Below are 15,767 nucleotides of genomic sequence, written 5' to 3' on the forward strand. Positions count from 1 at the left end.
AAAAAGCTGGTGCTTTGTTAATTAGCGGAGAAAAAGTTTTCTTGAGTGTTAATGATGTCCTCAAAAGTATAATTGTGTTGAGCATAGTGTGTTTTGATAAATTTCTTGATGGCGCTCTTCCGCCATGGATGTATCATAGAAGGGATATTGCGTTTTTTAGGCAGAGCCTCGAACTCGTCCTGAAAATCAAAGTTCTTAGATTTCCTTAGATGAGAAGGGATAAGTTCGAGTTCATAAACGTTCTCGTTTACAGAGGCCATCAAACAGCCGTTAAAAGCCTTAATAATGACAGCCGGAGTGCCTTTGTGGTAATAAATAGGGAGGCCTCTGTCGTCCATGAGTTTAAAATATTGATTTTCAAATTTAATGCAATGGCCTGTATCAATTTTGCGCTCAGCAATTACCGCAAGCGTTAGATTGATTTTTTCATCAGACGGTTGCGTTTCAAACACAGATTTGTTATTATCAAAAGGCAGAGCAAACTTGTCATTGAATTTCTTTATGTAGGAGTTCAGAAATTCGTTGGCATGCTCTACGCTTGATACGCCTGCGTTTCTTAAGTCGATCGGCAGTCGTGATTGTAGTGTTTGGAATAAGCGTTCTACGCGTCCTTTGGCCTGTGGAACGCTTGTTACTTTTATATCTACCCCTAGTTGATGGCAAGCGTAAGAAAACTGAGTGAAGGTATCCTTTTCAAGTGAAGGGGCCTTTTTTTGTTTGTATTCAAAAACAGTCCTTCTGTCTGTGTAAAACATGTGTGGGATACCATAGGTTGTTAAAATTTGATGAAAGACATTGTAATAGCCTTTAAGTGTTTCTTGGTGGTCGAAGTAAGCCCCCACGATTCGCCCTGTGGCATCGTCTATAGCAGCGTGTAAGTGGGTTTTGACGCCACCAAACCAGATGTGAACCGAAGCGTCCATCTGAAGCATTTCTCCAAAGTAGGCGGATCTAGGTCTTCTAGGGTGGCTTTCATCGAGTTCAACGATCTTGTGCTGAATAATCGCCATGTCCCTTTTAGAAGTAGCCTTTTTCTTTTGGGCTTCTAATTTTTTACGAAGGGCTCTCTTTGTTGACCTGTGAGCCTTGGGAGATAAAACATCTTGTTCCATAAGGATATTTTTTACAGTAGTTGGAGAAAGAAAAAGGTGTTCTTGCTCTGCTAGGATTTCAGTAAAATGAGCGAAATTCGCATCGGGATACTTGGTCCTGTAAAGTCCTAAAATCAACGTTTTAGTTTCGCTAGACAGGGCGTGAACGGGTTTCTTTCCACGGTTTCCATGGACAAAGAAGTCTTTCCCTTCTGACCGATAGCCCTGGATTAATCGATTAACCGTTCTAATACTACAGCCTAGCTTAAGTGAAGCTGTTTTTTTATTGCCATTCGTATCGACGAGCTTTTTAATGATTTCATATTTTAGATTTTCATTCATACGTAATTCTACCTTTGTCATTTAATTTACCTCGATGCTTTCATTCATTGAGGTATTATTATAGCATTATATCTTTTGGGACAAAATCACGTTTGATTACTTAAGACATTATCACATGTGAATCATAAAAAACGATTAATGTTGAGGATAACCATTGACAAGACTGGCTTTGTCCTGTAAAATAGATTGTGGTTTGTCATGTGAATTGTGACAATCGCGAGAGATTTCGTCGTACATAACGGCGAACATGACTTTAGAAATCAAAAATCCTGCCCCGGGTTTTGTGATGATATAAACGGTGAAATATTTTTAAGGAGGTCACTAGATGAAGTCTTACGTTGCAAAACCGCTTGAAATCGAAAGAAAGTGGTACGTTGTCGATGCTGAAGGCAAGACACTAGGTAGATTAGCTTCAGAAGTTGCTAAAATTTTAAGAGGAAAACATAAAGCGATTTATACACCACACGTTGATACAGGTGATTTCGTAATCGTTATCAACGCTGAAAAGGTTAGAGTTACAGGTAAAAAAGTTGATCAAAAAATGTACAGATGGCACACAGGTTACATCGGTAACATGAAAGAGAGAACTTTTAGAGAAATGAACCAAAGACAACCTGAGAAAATTGTTGAGCTCGCTGTTAAAGGCATGTTACCGCACAACACTTTAGGTCGTCAAATGTATAGAAAATTAAAAGTATACGCCGGTCCTGAGCACAAGCATGAAGCTCAAAAACCTGAAGTATTAGAAATTAATCTGTAAGGGAGGTTGTTTGAATGGCTAAATCGATGCAATATCAAGGTACAGGAAGAAGAAAAACCTCTGTCGCAAGAGTTAGATTAGTTCCTGGTACAGGTAAATTTATCGTTAACGGTAGAGATGTTGATGAGTTCTTCAACTTCGATACATTGAGAAGAGAAGTAAGAAGACCCCTCGACTTAACAAACAACGCTGGTAAATTCGACGTTATCGTTAGAGTTCACGGCGGCGGTTTCACTGGTCAAGCCGGTGCTGTAAGACATGGTCTTTCTAGAGCGCTTTTACAAGTAGACTCTGAAAACAGACCGGTTCTTAAGGCTGCAGGTTTCTTAACGAGAGACCCAAGAATGAAAGAAAGAAAGAAATACGGTCTCAAAGCAGCGAGAAGAGCACCTCAGTTCTCAAAGCGTTAATACAATTTCAAATGCAACCCCCGAAACCATTGGAATTCGGGGGTTTTTTTATATTTTGATTTCTTTGAAATAAGCTCAAAAATAGGTTATAGTATACACGTAGTATACAAACAATATACACTAAATTTTGTTTATCTCGACACGTACGTATAGACGACCTGTGTGGCACCTTAACCTTTATGACCTACGATCTTCCAATAACAAGCTAATAGCGTACTGACGGGACAGCTTCTGGAGACGTTTACGAATACGAAAGCTGTTAAACTAGACAAAACACGGCTGATACCGCCGTGTTTTGTCGTATTTTTGAAAAGGCACTGCTAAAGCGCCCTCACGTTCGCGTCTTGTGAAACTTCCTATACTTCAGCGGGGTACGGTCGTACTTTTTCTTAAACGCCTTTGAGAAATTGGAGGGGTGGCTGTAGCCCACTTTCGTAGAAATCTCCTCAATAGAGCAGTCGGTGGTGCTCAATAAGTTGGCCGCCTCACTGAGCCGCAACTCTTGTATGTAGTTGCCCACAGTGGTCTGATAAACGTTCTTAAACCCCGATGTCAGTTTTTGCTCGTTGATGTACAGCGCTTGACAAATTTCTTGAATAGATGGCGGTGCGCTTAACTGTTCGAGGAGCATTTCCCGAACTTGACGGATAATGGCCCTATCGCTGCGGCCCAAGTAGACATCGCGACTGGATTTTAAAGACAGCGACGCGTTGTGGAACAGCGCCTGTAGATGTTCCTGAGGAAACGCCTGTAGGCCCAGTCCGATTTCAGCGAGACACTCGAGCACCTTTGCCTCTAACAGCAAAGGCGTCAAGGTGTCTTTTTTTATGTGCGCTTCCACGAACCGTAGAATGTCCACCACTTCAATAGGGACGTAGAGCAAGGCTTGATTCACTGGAAAAGTCAAGAGCGACTGCACACTGGGAAAAGTTTTAGACAGGGCTTTCAAATAGCTGTATTCCACAAAGATTTCAATGCCCGAGTAACGCTGACCTTTTTTCCACCGCTGTGTACCGCGGAGGTCTTTTTCAATGGCCATAAATGGCGCGGGCTTAAAATGTGTCGTCGGCTGATTGTGCACTTGGTACTCGGCATTGCCGGCTGAGACGATGCCAAAGCGCAAGTGATGGATAGAGGCGTTAAAAACCACGTCGAAGGACGCCGGAATTTGATAATCGGCGAAGACGACGGTGTAGGATCCGGGTTTGGTGTAGTAAGAGACAAAGCCGATTGAAGGGTCGTCGGGGTTGGAATAGGTGGTTCTGTACCCGTGTTCAGTTTTTTTAAAGCCTAAATGGTGCATAAACGTTTGTTGAAACGGCGTTAGTTCCATTGGGGTCACCTCAAAATAGTGCAAAACAATGCAAAAATAGTGAATGCCTTATCATCCTTGAAATGATAGGCGTTATCAATTATAATCAGTGGTGTTGTTGTATAATTCCAAGTAAAATTGTATGGATTATTATACCATACGTCAGTATAAATGAGAAGGGACATCGCTATGGAATATATTGTCTCAGAGCGGCTAACAGTCGGCTATGGACGGGAAGATGTGGTCAAAAAAGTGGAGTTGTCTTTGACTCAGCAGAAGACCACGTCGATTATCGGTCCGAACGGCTGTGGCAAATCGACACTTTTAAAAGCACTTGCAAATGTAATCCCCTATGCGGGCAGCGTGGTTATCGATGGTAAAAATGTGCGCGATATGCCGCGTAAAGCGTTGGCCAAGGTGCTGGCAATGTTGCCGCAAAAGCCCGAGGCGACCAATGGTCTCTCGGTGGAAGAACTGGTTATGTACGGCAGGCACCCCTACGCCAGCCGACTGGGCAACCACAGCAAGGCGGACTACGATAAGGTGCGCTGGGCGATGGAAATCACAGGGGTTTACCCCTACAGAAAGCGCCCACTGGAAGCGCTGTCAGGTGGGCAGCGGCAAAGAGTTTGGATTGCACTTAGCCTTGCACAAGACACGGACATCATCTTTTTAGATGAGCCGACGACGTATTTGGACATCGCCCATCAGTTGGAGGTGCTCGAAATTCTCGACAATTTAAAGAAGAACCACCGCAAAACCATCGTTATGGTGCTTCACGACATGAATCAAGCGTCGAAGTATTCCGATTACATCATTGCGATGAAAGAGGGCGAGATTGTCAAGCGCGGGGCCAGTGATGACGTGATTTGCGAAGACGTCTTAAAGACGTTGTTTAACGTCGACGTGGAAATCGGTAGAGATAAGACAACGCAAAAACCTATGTGTTTGTCGTACAGTTTAACAACAAATGGGAGGGAACATGAAAAAGACTCTATGGACAGTATTGGCGCTGATGCTCATTGTACTGAGCGGGTGCTCGAATACTGCGGAACAAGATGAAGCAGCTGTTGAAAAAGAAACCGCTATGCGCACTTATGAATCGGAAAACGGGCCGATAGAACTGCCTGAAGATCCGGAGCGCATCGTGGTACTCGATCCTTCAGCGGCAGGAGCAGTACTGCTGTTTGACGGCGATGTGGTTGGGCACGAAGCTTGGATAGGCGGTAGCCCACTATTTGCGCCTTATCTGGAAGGCTCCACAGAGGTATCGGTGGACAACCTCGAACAAGTGATGGCACTTGAACCGGATTTAATCGTTATTTCAACGACCAATGAGAACTATGAAGAACTGTCTCAAATTGCGCCGACGGTGGCCTTTTCCTATGGGCAACTGAGCTATCTTGAAACTATTGTAGAATACGGCAGAATGCTCAACAAAGAATCGGAAGCACAGGCTTGGGTAGAGACCTTTAAAGAAAAGGCTCAAGCGGTAGGCGCAGACATAAAAGCACAGCATGGCGAAGACGTCAGCATCTCGGTTATTGAAGCCTATGGCGAGGACCTGTACCTCTTTGGAGACAACTGGGGCAGAGGCACGCAAATTGTCTATCAAGAAATGGGTCTTGCGATGACCGATGCGGTTAAGGAAGTCGCTTTAACAGACGGCTACTACAGCATTTCATCTGAAGTCATTCCGACGTATGCAGCAGATCTTATTATTTTCTCTTATTTTGAAGGTTCCAATAGGGCCTTTACAGAAACCGATACTTGGCAGAACCTCGACGCCGTCAAATCGGGGAATGTGTTAATGGCACAGGCAGAAGCGTTCTATATGACGGGGCCGATTACACTGGATTACCAACTGGAAGAGATAGAGGCGTTTTTCGTAGACTAATGGAGAGCGCAAAGAGAAAAGGTGCGATGCTGATACTACTTGTGGTATTGGCATTTGCTGTTTTGTCAGCACTTGCTTTCGGTGCGGCAGACATACCGTTTAAAGAGGTGAAAGCGTTTATTTTCGGTCTGCATGAAAACGACCAGACCCTAATATTAAAAGAGATTCGACTGCCGAGAATCGTAGGTGCTCTGTTAGCGGGAATGGCTTTAGCGGTGAGCGGTGCCTACATGCAGGGGATGACGCGCAACCCTATGGCCAGTCCCAGCTTGTTCGGTTTGACCGCAGGTGCCAGTGCGCTGCTCTCCATTGGCATCGTCCTGTTGCCGTCGTTTAACAGTTATGGCGTCTTGTTGCTGTGTTTACTGGGCAGTTCTCTGGCGGGCTTTCTCGTCTTTTTTATCAGCGCCAGAGGGCGACACAGTTTGAGCAATCAGAAAACCGTGTTGGCAGGTGCTGCTGTATCGACGTTGCTGTACGCCTTGTCCGATGCCGTTGCGCTTCGATTCACGACGTCTAAGCAGATGACCATGTGGGCAAACAGCGGCCTAGTCGGCACCAACAGCAAGGAAGTTTTAGTGGTACTGCCGATCATTTTACTGGGGCTGATATTGGCACTGGTCTACAGAAACAAGTTGACGCTGGTGAGCTTAGACGAAGAGCTGGCCTTGTCTCTTGGCGAAAATGTCCGGCGCCTTAAAGTCATCTTCTTTTTTATGGTGACGTTTTTAACGGGAGTGGCCATCGCCCTTTCAGGCAGCATTGTGTTTTTAGGGCTTATTGTGCCGCATTTTGTCCGGCGCCTTGTCGGTGGGGACTACAGGCACATTGTGCCGTTTTCCATTGTGACCGGCGGCATTTTCTTAGTCGTCGCCGACTTGTTGGCTCGGGTTGTCAACGCGCCCTATGAAACGCCTGTATCGGCGATTATGGCTGTTGCCAGCTACCCGATTTTCTTAATTGTCGTCAAGAAAGGAGGCCGCAATGATTGAGTCTAATGCCATGAGGCGTCTGAGCTACTTGGGCTTATTCGCGGCGTTTGCCGCCTTATTTGTCTTCGGTCTCTCGTTTGGCTTTATTAAGATGTCGGTTCCCCGTGTCCTCCAAACCCTTTTGGGAGAGGGCACGTCGCAAGATCACTTTACCCTGTTCACACTGAGAATGCCGCGTTTGATTATTACGGCGGTAATGGGCATGGCGCTCGCTGTGAGCGGCAGTGTGCTCCAAACACTTACGCGAAACGACTTGGCGGATCCGGGGATACTGGGCGTCAATGCAGGGGCGGGGCTGGGGGTAACCGTCGCCTATTTGACACTGGACTTCACTTCGGCAAACGTCGTCTTATTGTTGCCTGTGTTGGGGTTCGTCGGAGCGAGCTTAACGTTTCTCGTCACATGGCTGTTTTCAATGGATAAAGGCGGTCAGCTCAATGTGGACAAGCTGGTGCTGGTGGGCATCGGCAGCGGCATCTCTCTGTCCGGTGCGATGATTGTCTTTGTATCGTCCGCGGGTAGAGAAGAGGTGCACTTTATCTACAAATGGCTCAGCGGCAACATCTGGGGCGACAAGTGGGTGTTTGTGCAGGTGACGGTGCCCCTCGTCCTCCTCTTAATGGCCGTGGTGTTTCTCAAAGCGAACACTATGGATTTGTTGGGACTGGACAACATCTCCGCTCAGAGCTTGGGCGTCGACTTAAAGCGAGAACGTCGCCTCCTCGTCGCCGTCGCTGTGGCGCTTGCAGCGGTGGTGGTGTCCGTGGCAGGTGCCATTGCATTTGTGGGTTTGATTATCCCGCACATTGCCAAACGGCTTTACGGCCCTAGGCACAAACACTTTTTACCGGGGAGTGTTCTGCTCGGCGGCATCTTTTTAATGGCCGCCGATACCATCGGCCGCAACATTTTGCCGCCACAGGGGCTGTTGCCGGGAATCGTCGTCTCACTTGTGGGGGCGCCTTATTTTCTCATGCTGGTGATGCGCAAACGCTAGCGTTTCAATTTTAAAAATGATGGACACTAAAAAACACGGCGATGACTGCCGTGTTTTTCTTACATATGTAGTCGATGAAACCCAAAGAGTCTAAAGACTTAACGCTTTGGGTTTTTTGGTGCCTTAAAAGGTTCTTTTTGTTCTGCGACGAGTTGGGAGCGGTAGCTTTCCAGTTCGTCGACTTCTTCCGCCAGTACAGCGCGCGACAGCGATTTTACAAAAGTTCGTATCGCCCTTCGATTCGATGACGAGAGATTTAAATACGTCTCGACGATTTGCTTGTCAAGTGTCTCTAAGCGGTACTGTGCAGCCAGTTCTTCTATTAAAGCGGCGCTAGGTCTTTCAAACATCTCACCGATGCCGTCTCGAAGCCATGTCTCTCTGATGCCGAACTCGCGACAGATGTCGTTGACGATGCGGTCGGTTAGGGCGCGGGTCCCGTTTTCCAGTGATGACACGTGAGATCTCGAAAGGTTTAGCTTCTTACAAAACGCTTCTTGGCTCATGTTCAGTTCTTTCCTCAGCTGTCTCAATCGTTCGTTCATAAGCTTATTCCCCCTTATGAGATAAGTATACACGCCTAAATGTCTCATTGCAACAAAAAAGTGTAAAAATCTATTGACGAAAGTCTCAAAGAGTCATATAATTGACACAAAGAAACGTCAGATAAGGAGGTAAGTCACATGGATGGAAAAAAAAGAGTCACTCAGGACCATGTCGACGCGTTTATTAAGTCGTTGCTTAAGTTGTCTAAGTCGGAGCGCATAAAAGTGTACTATATGTTAAAAGGCATGGCGCTCACAGAAGAAGCCGTTGAAAACGAAGAGGAATCGGAGGGCTAGGGATGAACTTTTACTGTATACAGGGCTATCAGACACTTTCAGAACCTCAAAGACACCTGTTTCAGAAAGCGTACAACAACCATCGGGCGACGCTCAGTCCCAAAAAGCGCGCGGCTTACGTGCCCATTGCCCTTATTGACGAAAGCGAGGGGCGCTACTTCAAAGTGATCTTCAAGAACGGCGACTGGCTCAGATACTGCTATGACGGCACGTGGTACTGAAGGGGGGCCTATGATTGTGAAACAAAAGTATGTAGGTTGGCTCGGTGTGTGCGTCAAAGGGCTCGTGGTTAACGAGAGCATCTTCTTTACAGTAAGTGGCGACATGATGGCGCAACTGTCCCCGTACGACGCGACGGTGCCGGAACTCACAGAGTTGTTGGCGGCACTTGAAAAAAATCAATCGTGGGCCAAGACACATATTGAACTGTTGAAAACGATACTTAATACAAAAGTGTGAGAGCAAGCGCCCGGGAGGGCGCTGCCGCTACACAATTTGTCCTTGGAAAGCGATGGCTTTGCCTAAAATCCGAATGGATTTGCCGTCTTCGGGTTTAAAGACGATGGGTTTGTAATTCGGATTTTCAGCTACGAGCATAATGTTGCCGTTGTTTTGGTAGACGCGTTTAAGCGTCGCCTCGTCGTCGATGAGAACGGCGGCGATTTCGCCTTCGTCCACGGTATCCTGTTGCTTGATAAAGACCACATCGCCGTCGTAAATTCTGGCGTTGATCATACTGTCCCCTTTGACTTTGAGACAGAAATCGGCCTCGATATCGGAACCCGCCGCAATGTAACTGTCGTATTCTTCTTCAGCGTAGATGGGTTTCCCAGCGGCAATTGTTCCCAGTACGGGAATTTTTCGGACTTCGATTTTTAGAATGTTGTCGGGATAGGCGCAAGTGGCGGTTTTCTCCATGGGGACGTCGTACCCCATGAGCCACCCCTCGCTGACATCCAGTGCTTCCGCAAGCAAAAAAAGGGCTTTTTGCTTGGCTTCATACTTGCCGGATACATAGTGGTTGACCGCCGATTTGCTGAGTCCCGTCTTCTGAACGAGGTCTACTTGCTTGTAGCCACGAAGTGCCATCGCTTCGCGCAACCTTTTATCAAAGGCTTCTTTCATGACACACCGCCTTTCTACGTCCTATTATACACAAAAGTTTAGGAAAATGAAACCCTAAAATTCAACTTCCTAAACTTTTGATTGACTTTTCTTTTGACGTGCGGTAAGATGGGTATAGAATCGCAAAGGCAAAAATTTGAAAACGTGTATGGGGGTGGCGGCATTTTGACGATTTAATTTTTTTAAGCACAAAGTTTAGCTTCATAAACATTTTGAAAGGATTGTGATACGATGAACGTCAACGAAATTATAGAAAAAACCGCTGCAGCTGTTGCGTCAGAGTTTAAAAAACAAGGGTTGGTCAAAGAGAACCGACACAGCCCCTACGAAAAAACCGAGCAACTCCTATACAATTACCGACATTTTAAAGGGGCGATAGAAGACCGGGAAAAGCAGATAGAGGCGTTAAAGAGCGAGTGCGACTACTTGCGCTCAGGGGCGTCGGCGTCTAAAAAAGAGGCACTCTACGACGTGGCCGCCGCTTTTGAAGCGCTACAAGATAAAATTGCCACTCTCGAACACAGCGTGGCCATCACCCGAAAGTTTGTGGCGCAAATCGACGACGCTTTGGCGGGGATTCAAGACGACCCATACTACGAGATTATCCCCCTCAAATATTTTGAAGGCCTCAGCCGAGAGGCGATAGCCGATGAAATCTTTGTGGACGTACGCACCATTTCCAGGCACAAGACACGCCTAGTGAACTTGCTTCAAATTAGGTTGTTTACGGACGACTACTTGTACGAATTACTTATTTAACACATAGAGAGAGAGGGCGGTGCCCATAAACCACAGCCCCTCAAAAAGAGAAAAAAGACCGATGAATGCCGTCAAGTGTTCATCGGTCTTTTTAGTGTAAGCGCTACATGTTTAAGAGCGCCTTCCCCGCCACCACTTGTGAAGCACCAGTGCGATAAACGGCGCTAATTTTAGCAGCGGGTTGATGTCCGGGTTTTGAAGGATGCCGGTGTAGAGGAGAATCCATAGCAAACCGGCGTAAATCAACAAATAGATGAGCATATCATCCTCCATTAAAGGGCTTATTCGTCGAAATCCAAATCGTCCAGCAGCCACTGGCCGTCTTGGTAAATAAAATAGGCGTTGAGCGATTCAATGCGGTTGGTGACGTCCGGACGCCGCACATTGTAGATGGCGTGGTAGGTCGTCCCGTCGTCGTAAAGGCTGTAAGCGCGCTGCTGAATAGTGAAGGGTGTCGGGACGGCAAAGGGCTCGCCGCCGATGTACACGCCATCGTCTATAAGTGTGATACGAGCCGTGGTGTGATGGTTCCTTAAATCGACTGTTTCTTTTTGAACGGCCTCTAGAAACTGACGACACTGCCAATCGAGGGGCCCCCTCAACTCGTGACTCATCGCAAGGGTGTCACGTGTATGTTGAACGCTTTCGGTGGTCGCTTTAAGAGCCAACTGTTCGGCACCTAGGGCTTCTATCTCCCCACTTAACTGGGCTACGGTTTCTTCAAGCGTCTCTATTTCTCTTTCTATAAAATGGGTCTTGTAAAGTAAGAGCGCCGCCAAGCACAGGGCAATACCCACGGCACCGATCCAAAGTTTTTTTCTCATATCGACCGCCTCACTTTAAAAACTCGAGGTCGTCGAGTTGCCAGCCGGCGTCGTTCCGAACGAATCGCGCTTCCAAATGCCTCTGGTTCGAAGGCATTTTGTAGTGCGCGTAGAACGTGGTGTCGTCTTTGAGGAAGCCGAAGTCCAGCTGCCGAAAGGCTAGGCTTTGCGGGAGGTTAAAGGCTTCGCCGTCTATGTGAACACCTGTATCTCTGAGGTCGATGCGGTCTGACAGTTGGCCGGCAAGTGCCTGTCCCTCGAAGGTGCGGTGGAACAGAAGATCGGTCTCAAGGCGCGCCGCATACAGCGCTTCATAGTGTTCACTCTCTAAACGTATACCGGTTAATGCGCGCTCGAGTGCTGTATTTTCCAAAGCCAGAGCGTTTTTCTGAGTATTGAGTTCGGCGTAGGTCGCCTGAAGTGCCATACGCGTGTCGGTCAGCTGGTTGTACCTAAAACCGACTAAAACGAAACACAAACTGAGGAGCATCAGGCAGAGGATACTTTTGTAATTGAGTTTCATAGAACCTCCTTTCAAATCGTTCTAGAGGTGCCTTTGGGGCAATCGGGGAGCCGTGGTTTTTTTATTGCCCACGAAGGCGCGCCGCGCCAAATAAAAGAGAAGGGCGAGCTTTACCGTTGAATAGATCATCCCATTAAGCCGCATGGATTTCATTAGGGCTACGTTTTCTTTTGAAACCATGTCCTGGACGATAAGACTGTTCATTTCGCGATAGACGCTCATCGCTGAATCAAATGTGAAAAGATGACTAAGAGCGTCAGCATGTTAAAGAATTTTGATGTCATAAGTATAAGCCTTTCTTAATCTGTGTAAAGATCTTTATCTTATTTTCTAAAAACACCACGAACAGTTTAATACTACCATAAAAGTAACAACTGGCCTATAGGACGAATAGCATAACTGTAAGGGTGTTCAGCCCTATTGCATAACCGGCGGTAAACGCCGTGTATTTTTATTGTCCCACGAGAGGTCTTATCGTCAAAAGTTTAGGATGCTATACTTAGTACATTCCAACGTGTGAACGCCGCACCATAAAGCGCGTGCCAATTGGCAACCGTCGAGCAGACGTTAACTCAATTTAGCAGGAGGACTCTATGCAGAAGCAACTGGAGGCGATGGGGCTGTCGCAGGCCCAAATCGATGAAATAATAACCTATCAAAAACAGACCCTTTTAAACTTTGTACCGAGAAGCCGCTTCAATCACATGAACAGTCGGCGCAAAGTCGCAGAAGAACGCCTAGAGGGCGTCTCAAACTACGACGTGATAAAAGCGCGGGCCGAAGGCCTCTCGTATGAGCTTAAAACCGTCAACCGACAGTACCATCGGCTTATAAAAGAACACCTTGTATTGAAAACACTTTTAAAAAAGCAAAACGTATTCGTCGACGCGTGGTTGGCTCAACTGAACTTAGAAGGGATTCGAGTAGAAGACGGCGATTTGATAGGTCTCGACGCCCAGCTCACGCCTTTGGCGACAGAGATAGAGGCCTCCTGCCCATTAGGAGAGACATATGGTGACTGACCTATTAAAGACCATCGCCGCAGTGCTGGAAGCAAAGGGCGAACGCGCTTATTACCTGACAGAAGGCGATCAAAGCGCCTTGCCTTACTTCCAAATCGCACACATCAAGACGGCTTATACCCCGGCAGGCGGCCGGCGCGGGGTTCAAAAAAACCACTTTGAAGTTCGCTACCAAAAAAGCACAGATGCCCCGCTTACCGTCTTTCACGAAAAAGCGTGCCTGCTGTTCGACCTGCTGGACATGCTCCAGCCTCCGGCGGGACAACCGGTGAAAGCTCACGAGATGGGGTACACCATTCGAGAAAACACGCTGGTCTTCACCGTGCGCTACGACGGCCTCTACACAAAAGCAGAAACGCCGTCTGAGCCAATGGGGACCTTGACCTTACATCAATAAAGGAGAGATTACATGAAGACGACCACCTTACCCGGAAGTTACATCAACTTCGTCAACGTGGCGAGAGCGCCTCAAATTCTAGGCGAAAGAGGCACCGTCGCTTTCCCCGTACACTTGAATTGGGGTGTAGCCGACGCGGTATTCACCCTTTCGCAAGAAGACTACTACAAAAAAGCCTTTGAGACCTTCGGTTACACCGTAGATCATCCGGAGATGAAAGCGCTGAACGATCTGTTTAAAAACGTTCAGAAAGCCCATTTCGTCAGAGTGGGCACCGCTTCCACAAAAGCTGAGAACACCTACGCCGTGGCCAGATGTGCCGGCACCAGAGGCAATGCCATTAAAACGGTGATTTCGACAGCGGATACCCTTCTGGAAGTCAAAACTTATGTGGACGAAACCCTCGTCGACGTGCAGGCCGTAGTGGACAGCACCAATCAACTGATGGACAACGCTTGGGTGCGCTTTAAACCCGACGTGGCACTGGCGGCTACAGCGGGATTGCCGCTCACAGGAGGCACCGATGTGGCACCGACGCCGGCAGCGTATGAAAGCGCCCTCGAGAAGCTGGAGAACTACAGCTTTAACATCGTGGCATGCGCCAGTGCAGACGACGCCGTAAAAGACGCAGCTGTGGCCTTTGTAAAGCGCCTGAGAGAAGAGGTGGGCGTCAAAGTACAGGCCGTTGTCTACAGAAAGTCAGACGCCGATTCAGAAGCGGTGATTTCAGTTGAAAACAAAGTGGTAGACGCCTTGTTCGACGAAAGCGCCCTCGTCTACTGGGTGGCAGGGGTACTCGCCAGCTGTCCGCTCAACAGAAGCGCAACGCACAAAGTTTACGACGGCGCCTTTGAAATCGAAGCCGATTACAAACAAGAAGCGCTGAGAGCCGCCATTGAAGCCGGCAAGTTCATCCTTCACAGAACCGGCGACGACAGACGCGTCTTAAAAGACATCAACACCTTTAGAAGCTTTACCGACGAAAAGTCAGAGGACTTTGCCAGCAATCAGACCGTGCGCATCTTGGATCAAATTGCCAATGACATTGCGCATCTGTTCAGCAAAAAGTACCTCGGCGTCATTCCAAACGACAACGACGGGCGCATCAGCCTTTGGACAGATATTGTCAAGCACCATCAGGAACTTCAAAAGCTGAGAGCCATTGAAGGCTTTGTGCCGGATCACGTCCGCATTACAAAAGGGGAGACGAAACAATCGGTCGTCATCGCCGACGCCATTACACCGATTAACGCCATGACACAACTCTACATGACCGTAGTGGTTCAATAGTAAAAAGGAGATGAGACCATGAGTAACGTAATGAACGCAAGAGACGCCATCAGCGCCGCATTGGCAAAGTGCTATGTCACCATTGGCGAAGACCGCTTTGAGTTTATGCAGGCCATTAATTTAGAGGCCAACTTTGAAAAGACCAAATCGGAAGTACCGATTTTGGGCAAGACCGGTAAAGGCAACAAAGCCACCGGCTGGAAGGGCACAGGCAGTGCGACGTTCCACTACAACACCAGCGTCTTTAGAAAACTGCTGGAACAATACAAAGACACCGGTAGAGACATCTACTTTGACATCCAAGTGACCAACGAAGACCCGTCGTCAACTGTGGGCAGACAAACCGTCTCGCTCTTAGGCTGTAACCTCGACGGCGGCCTGTTGACCAAGTTCGACGCCGACGCCGAATACCTCGACGAGAGCATCGACTTCACCTTTGAAGACTTTACAATTCCGGAAACGTTTAGCCGACTCGGCGGCATGTAGTTGATAACAGAGAAAGGACGAATGATATGAGCCAATTCACCGCTTTTTTAGCACAGAACGCACAACCTGTTGAAAACCTTAAGCACCCAGCGTCGAAGCGCTTTGTAGACGACGCCGGCGCACCGCTCCAGTGGGAGATTCGGTGCGTGACGTCCACAGAAGACGAAGCCCTGAGAAAAGCCTGTACCAAACGCGTTCCCGTGGCGGGCAAACGCAACCAGTTCACTCAAGAAACCGATTTTAACCTCTACATCGGCAAACTCGCTGCAGCGTGTACCGTGTTCCCGAACCTCAACGATTCAGAACTCCAAAACAGCTACGGCGTCATGGGGGCGGACGTCCTCCTAAAAACCATGCTGACACCAGGAGAATACGCCGACTACATCGGCAAAATCCAAGAAGTCAATGGATTCGACACCACATTTGAAGAGGCGGTTGACGAAGCAAAAAACTCATAGTTGAAGGTGATTTCGAGGCCAACATCGCTTATTATTGCCTTCACAAACTCAAAATTCTGCCGTCCGATTATCTGAAACTCGAGCGCAATGAAAAAGCGTTTATTGCCGCTGCGATTCAACTCAAGCTCGAGGAAGACCGGAAGAGAGCAAAAAAACTCAAGAAAAAATAGCGAAGGGAAAAGATAGGAGGCAACCGTCGCTTGTCTTTTCTCTTCAAAACACAGGCCCTCTAGAGGGCCG

22 protein-coding genes are annotated in these 15,767 nt (G+C 47.6%); 15 read left to right on the top strand and 7 right to left on the bottom strand.

The features are described 5' to 3' along the window. Positions 1-17: 17 nt before the first annotated feature. Complete coding sequence (locus ACR6HW_RS14110) at positions 18-1,433, bottom strand: ISNCY family transposase (RefSeq protein WP_455730852.1); 1,416 nt, start codon at positions 1,431-1,433, stop codon at positions 18-20. Positions 1,434-1,758: 325 nt separating this feature from the next. On the opposite strand from ACR6HW_RS14110, the gene rplM reads away from it, so the two are divergent. Both rplM and rpsI read left to right on the top strand, forming a co-directional pair. Beyond that, entirely contained in the window at positions 1,759-2,193 is a 435-nt protein-coding gene (gene rplM / locus ACR6HW_RS14115; RefSeq protein WP_455728367.1) for a 50S ribosomal protein L13, read from the top strand. A 14-nt stretch (positions 2,194-2,207) separates the two neighbouring features. Beyond that, positions 2,208-2,603 carry a 30S ribosomal protein S9 gene (rpsI, locus tag ACR6HW_RS14120; protein WP_455728368.1) on the top strand — a complete coding sequence of 132 codons (396 nt, stop codon included), beginning with the start codon at positions 2,208-2,210 and terminating at the stop codon, positions 2,601-2,603. 331 nt (positions 2,604-2,934) lie between these two features. Here the strand turns inward: rpsI and ACR6HW_RS14125 are convergent, their stop codons facing one another. Continuing rightward, positions 2,935-3,936, bottom strand: a complete 1,002-nt coding sequence (locus ACR6HW_RS14125) for a helix-turn-helix domain-containing protein (RefSeq protein ID WP_455728369.1) — start codon at positions 3,934-3,936, stop codon at positions 2,935-2,937. Between the two features lie 168 nt (positions 3,937-4,104). On the opposite strand from ACR6HW_RS14125, the gene ACR6HW_RS14130 reads away from it, so the two are divergent. The 4 genes from ACR6HW_RS14130 to ACR6HW_RS14145 are packed head-to-tail and all read left to right on the top strand — an operon-like array spanning position 4,105 to position 7,801. Next, entirely contained in the window at positions 4,105-4,977 is an 873-nt protein-coding gene (locus ACR6HW_RS14130) for an ABC transporter ATP-binding protein (protein ID WP_455728370.1), read from the top strand. Beyond that, on the top strand, positions 4,898-5,812 hold the full coding sequence (locus ACR6HW_RS14135; protein ID WP_455728371.1) for an ABC transporter substrate-binding protein: 915 nt from the start codon (positions 4,898-4,900) through the stop codon (positions 5,810-5,812). The genes ACR6HW_RS14130 and ACR6HW_RS14135 overlap by 80 nt, the downstream gene beginning before the upstream one ends. 26 nt (positions 5,813-5,838) lie before the next feature. Further along, positions 5,839-6,804: a FecCD family ABC transporter permease gene (locus tag ACR6HW_RS14140; RefSeq protein ID WP_455728372.1), complete on the top strand. Its 966-nt coding sequence runs from the start codon at positions 5,839-5,841 to the stop codon at positions 6,802-6,804. Next, entirely contained in the window at positions 6,797-7,801 is a 1,005-nt protein-coding gene (locus tag ACR6HW_RS14145; RefSeq protein WP_455728373.1) for a FecCD family ABC transporter permease, read from the top strand. The genes ACR6HW_RS14140 and ACR6HW_RS14145 overlap by 8 nt, the downstream gene beginning before the upstream one ends. Before the next feature lie 98 nt (positions 7,802-7,899). Here ACR6HW_RS14145 and ACR6HW_RS14150 read toward each other — a convergent pair whose 3' ends face one another. Further along, positions 7,900-8,346 (bottom strand): helix-turn-helix transcriptional regulator, encoded by a 447-nt coding sequence (locus ACR6HW_RS14150; protein ID WP_455728374.1) that lies wholly within the window; start codon positions 8,344-8,346, stop codon positions 7,900-7,902. Between the two features lie 138 nt (positions 8,347-8,484). Between ACR6HW_RS14150 and ACR6HW_RS14155 the strand changes: the two genes are divergently transcribed. The 3 genes from ACR6HW_RS14155 to ACR6HW_RS14165 are packed head-to-tail and all read left to right on the top strand — an operon-like array spanning position 8,485 to position 9,102. After that, on the top strand, positions 8,485-8,643 hold the full coding sequence (locus ACR6HW_RS14155) for a hypothetical protein (protein WP_455728375.1): 159 nt from the start codon (positions 8,485-8,487) through the stop codon (positions 8,641-8,643). Positions 8,644-8,645: 2 nt separating this feature from the next. After that, positions 8,646-8,864, top strand: a complete 219-nt coding sequence (locus tag ACR6HW_RS14160) for a hypothetical protein (RefSeq protein ID WP_455728376.1) — start codon at positions 8,646-8,648, stop codon at positions 8,862-8,864. A 10-nt stretch (positions 8,865-8,874) separates the two neighbouring features. Then, entirely contained in the window at positions 8,875-9,102 is a 228-nt protein-coding gene (locus tag ACR6HW_RS14165) for a hypothetical protein (protein ID WP_455728377.1), read from the top strand. 27 nt (positions 9,103-9,129) lie between these two features. Here ACR6HW_RS14165 and ACR6HW_RS14170 read toward each other — a convergent pair whose 3' ends face one another. After that, positions 9,130-9,768: a LexA family protein gene (locus tag ACR6HW_RS14170; RefSeq protein ID WP_455728378.1), complete on the bottom strand. Its 639-nt coding sequence runs from the start codon at positions 9,766-9,768 to the stop codon at positions 9,130-9,132. 231 nt (positions 9,769-9,999) lie between these two features. On the opposite strand from ACR6HW_RS14170, the gene ACR6HW_RS14175 reads away from it, so the two are divergent. Beyond that, positions 10,000-10,527 carry a sigma-70 RNA polymerase sigma factor region 4 domain-containing protein gene (locus ACR6HW_RS14175; RefSeq protein ID WP_455728379.1) on the top strand — a complete coding sequence of 176 codons (528 nt, stop codon included), beginning with the start codon at positions 10,000-10,002 and terminating at the stop codon, positions 10,525-10,527. 111 nt (positions 10,528-10,638) lie between these two features. Here ACR6HW_RS14175 and ACR6HW_RS14180 read toward each other — a convergent pair whose 3' ends face one another. The 3 genes from ACR6HW_RS14180 to ACR6HW_RS14190 are packed head-to-tail and all read right to left on the bottom strand — an operon-like array spanning position 10,639 to position 11,874. Next, the gene (locus ACR6HW_RS14180) at positions 10,639-10,788 is read right to left on the bottom strand and encodes a hypothetical protein (RefSeq protein ID WP_455728380.1); all 150 of its coding nucleotides are present in this window, start codon (positions 10,786-10,788) and stop codon (positions 10,639-10,641) included. A gap of 20 nt (positions 10,789-10,808) precedes the next feature. Then, entirely contained in the window at positions 10,809-11,351 is a 543-nt protein-coding gene (locus ACR6HW_RS14185; protein WP_455728381.1) for a hypothetical protein, read from the bottom strand. A gap of 10 nt (positions 11,352-11,361) precedes the next feature. After that, on the bottom strand, positions 11,362-11,874 hold the full coding sequence (locus ACR6HW_RS14190) for a hypothetical protein (RefSeq protein WP_455728382.1): 513 nt from the start codon (positions 11,872-11,874) through the stop codon (positions 11,362-11,364). Positions 11,875-12,467: 593 nt separating this feature from the next. Between ACR6HW_RS14190 and ACR6HW_RS14195 the strand changes: the two genes are divergently transcribed. The 5 genes from ACR6HW_RS14195 to ACR6HW_RS14215 are packed head-to-tail and all read left to right on the top strand — an operon-like array spanning position 12,468 to position 15,527. Next, complete coding sequence (locus ACR6HW_RS14195; protein ID WP_455728383.1) at positions 12,468-12,896, top strand: phage scaffolding protein; 429 nt, start codon at positions 12,468-12,470, stop codon at positions 12,894-12,896. Then, the gene (locus ACR6HW_RS14200; RefSeq protein WP_455728384.1) at positions 12,886-13,293 is read left to right on the top strand and encodes a phage tail terminator family protein; all 408 of its coding nucleotides are present in this window, start codon (positions 12,886-12,888) and stop codon (positions 13,291-13,293) included. The genes ACR6HW_RS14195 and ACR6HW_RS14200 overlap by 11 nt, the downstream gene beginning before the upstream one ends. Positions 13,294-13,305: 12 nt before the next feature. Further along, positions 13,306-14,583 (top strand): phage tail sheath family protein, encoded by a 1,278-nt coding sequence (locus tag ACR6HW_RS14205; RefSeq protein WP_455728385.1) that lies wholly within the window; start codon positions 13,306-13,308, stop codon positions 14,581-14,583. Positions 14,584-14,601: 18 nt separating this feature from the next. After that, complete coding sequence (locus ACR6HW_RS14210; RefSeq protein WP_455728386.1) at positions 14,602-15,069, top strand: phage tail tube protein; 468 nt, start codon at positions 14,602-14,604, stop codon at positions 15,067-15,069. A 26-nt stretch (positions 15,070-15,095) separates the two neighbouring features. Then, entirely contained in the window at positions 15,096-15,527 is a 432-nt protein-coding gene (locus ACR6HW_RS14215) for a phage tail assembly chaperone (RefSeq protein ID WP_455728387.1), read from the top strand. Positions 15,528-15,767: the final 240 nt, after the last annotated feature.

It is taken from the genome of Fusibacter sp. JL298sf-3, from assembly GCF_053842995.1.

What these genes read in the sequence shown, in the direction of transcription:
- ACR6HW_RS14200 (WP_455728384.1), top strand. Translation starts at nt 12,886, where the DNA reads ATGGTGACTGACCTATTAAAGACCATCGCCGCAGTGCTGGAAGCAAAG.
- ACR6HW_RS14205 (WP_455728385.1), top strand. Translation starts at nt 13,306, where the DNA reads ATGAAGACGACCACCTTACCCGGAAGTTACATCAACTTCGTCAACGTG.
- ACR6HW_RS14210 (WP_455728386.1), top strand. Translation starts at nt 14,602, where the DNA reads ATGAGTAACGTAATGAACGCAAGAGACGCCATCAGCGCCGCATTGGCA.
- ACR6HW_RS14190 (WP_455728382.1), bottom strand. Translation starts at nt 11,874, where the DNA reads ATGAAACTCAATTACAAAAGTATCCTCTGCCTGATGCTCCTCAGTTTG.
- ACR6HW_RS14175 (WP_455728379.1), top strand. Translation starts at nt 10,000, where the DNA reads ATGAACGTCAACGAAATTATAGAAAAAACCGCTGCAGCTGTTGCGTCA.
- ACR6HW_RS14135 (WP_455728371.1), top strand. Translation starts at nt 4,898, where the DNA reads ATGAAAAAGACTCTATGGACAGTATTGGCGCTGATGCTCATTGTACTG.
- ACR6HW_RS14150 (WP_455728374.1), bottom strand. Translation starts at nt 8,346, where the DNA reads ATGAACGAACGATTGAGACAGCTGAGGAAAGAACTGAACATGAGCCAA.
- ACR6HW_RS14110 (WP_455730852.1), bottom strand. Translation starts at nt 1,433, where the DNA reads ATGAATGAAAATCTAAAATATGAAATCATTAAAAAGCTCGTCGATACG.
- ACR6HW_RS14130 (WP_455728370.1), top strand. Translation starts at nt 4,105, where the DNA reads ATGGAATATATTGTCTCAGAGCGGCTAACAGTCGGCTATGGACGGGAA.
- ACR6HW_RS14140 (WP_455728372.1), top strand. Translation starts at nt 5,839, where the DNA reads ATGCTGATACTACTTGTGGTATTGGCATTTGCTGTTTTGTCAGCACTT.
- ACR6HW_RS14145 (WP_455728373.1), top strand. Translation starts at nt 6,797, where the DNA reads ATGATTGAGTCTAATGCCATGAGGCGTCTGAGCTACTTGGGCTTATTC.
- rplM (WP_455728367.1), top strand. Translation starts at nt 1,759, where the DNA reads ATGAAGTCTTACGTTGCAAAACCGCTTGAAATCGAAAGAAAGTGGTAC.
- ACR6HW_RS14170 (WP_455728378.1), bottom strand. Translation starts at nt 9,768, where the DNA reads ATGAAAGAAGCCTTTGATAAAAGGTTGCGCGAAGCGATGGCACTTCGT.
- ACR6HW_RS14160 (WP_455728376.1), top strand. Translation starts at nt 8,646, where the DNA reads ATGAACTTTTACTGTATACAGGGCTATCAGACACTTTCAGAACCTCAA.
- ACR6HW_RS14155 (WP_455728375.1), top strand. Translation starts at nt 8,485, where the DNA reads ATGGATGGAAAAAAAAGAGTCACTCAGGACCATGTCGACGCGTTTATT.
- ACR6HW_RS14165 (WP_455728377.1), top strand. Translation starts at nt 8,875, where the DNA reads ATGATTGTGAAACAAAAGTATGTAGGTTGGCTCGGTGTGTGCGTCAAA.
- ACR6HW_RS14215 (WP_455728387.1), top strand. Translation starts at nt 15,096, where the DNA reads ATGAGCCAATTCACCGCTTTTTTAGCACAGAACGCACAACCTGTTGAA.
- ACR6HW_RS14180 (WP_455728380.1), bottom strand. Translation starts at nt 10,788, where the DNA reads ATGCTCATCTATTTGTTGATTTACGCCGGTTTGCTATGGATTCTCCTC.
- rpsI (WP_455728368.1), top strand. Translation starts at nt 2,208, where the DNA reads ATGGCTAAATCGATGCAATATCAAGGTACAGGAAGAAGAAAAACCTCT.
- ACR6HW_RS14125 (WP_455728369.1), bottom strand. Translation starts at nt 3,936, where the DNA reads ATGGAACTAACGCCGTTTCAACAAACGTTTATGCACCATTTAGGCTTT.
- ACR6HW_RS14195 (WP_455728383.1), top strand. Translation starts at nt 12,468, where the DNA reads ATGCAGAAGCAACTGGAGGCGATGGGGCTGTCGCAGGCCCAAATCGAT.
- ACR6HW_RS14185 (WP_455728381.1), bottom strand. Translation starts at nt 11,351, where the DNA reads ATGAGAAAAAAACTTTGGATCGGTGCCGTGGGTATTGCCCTGTGCTTG.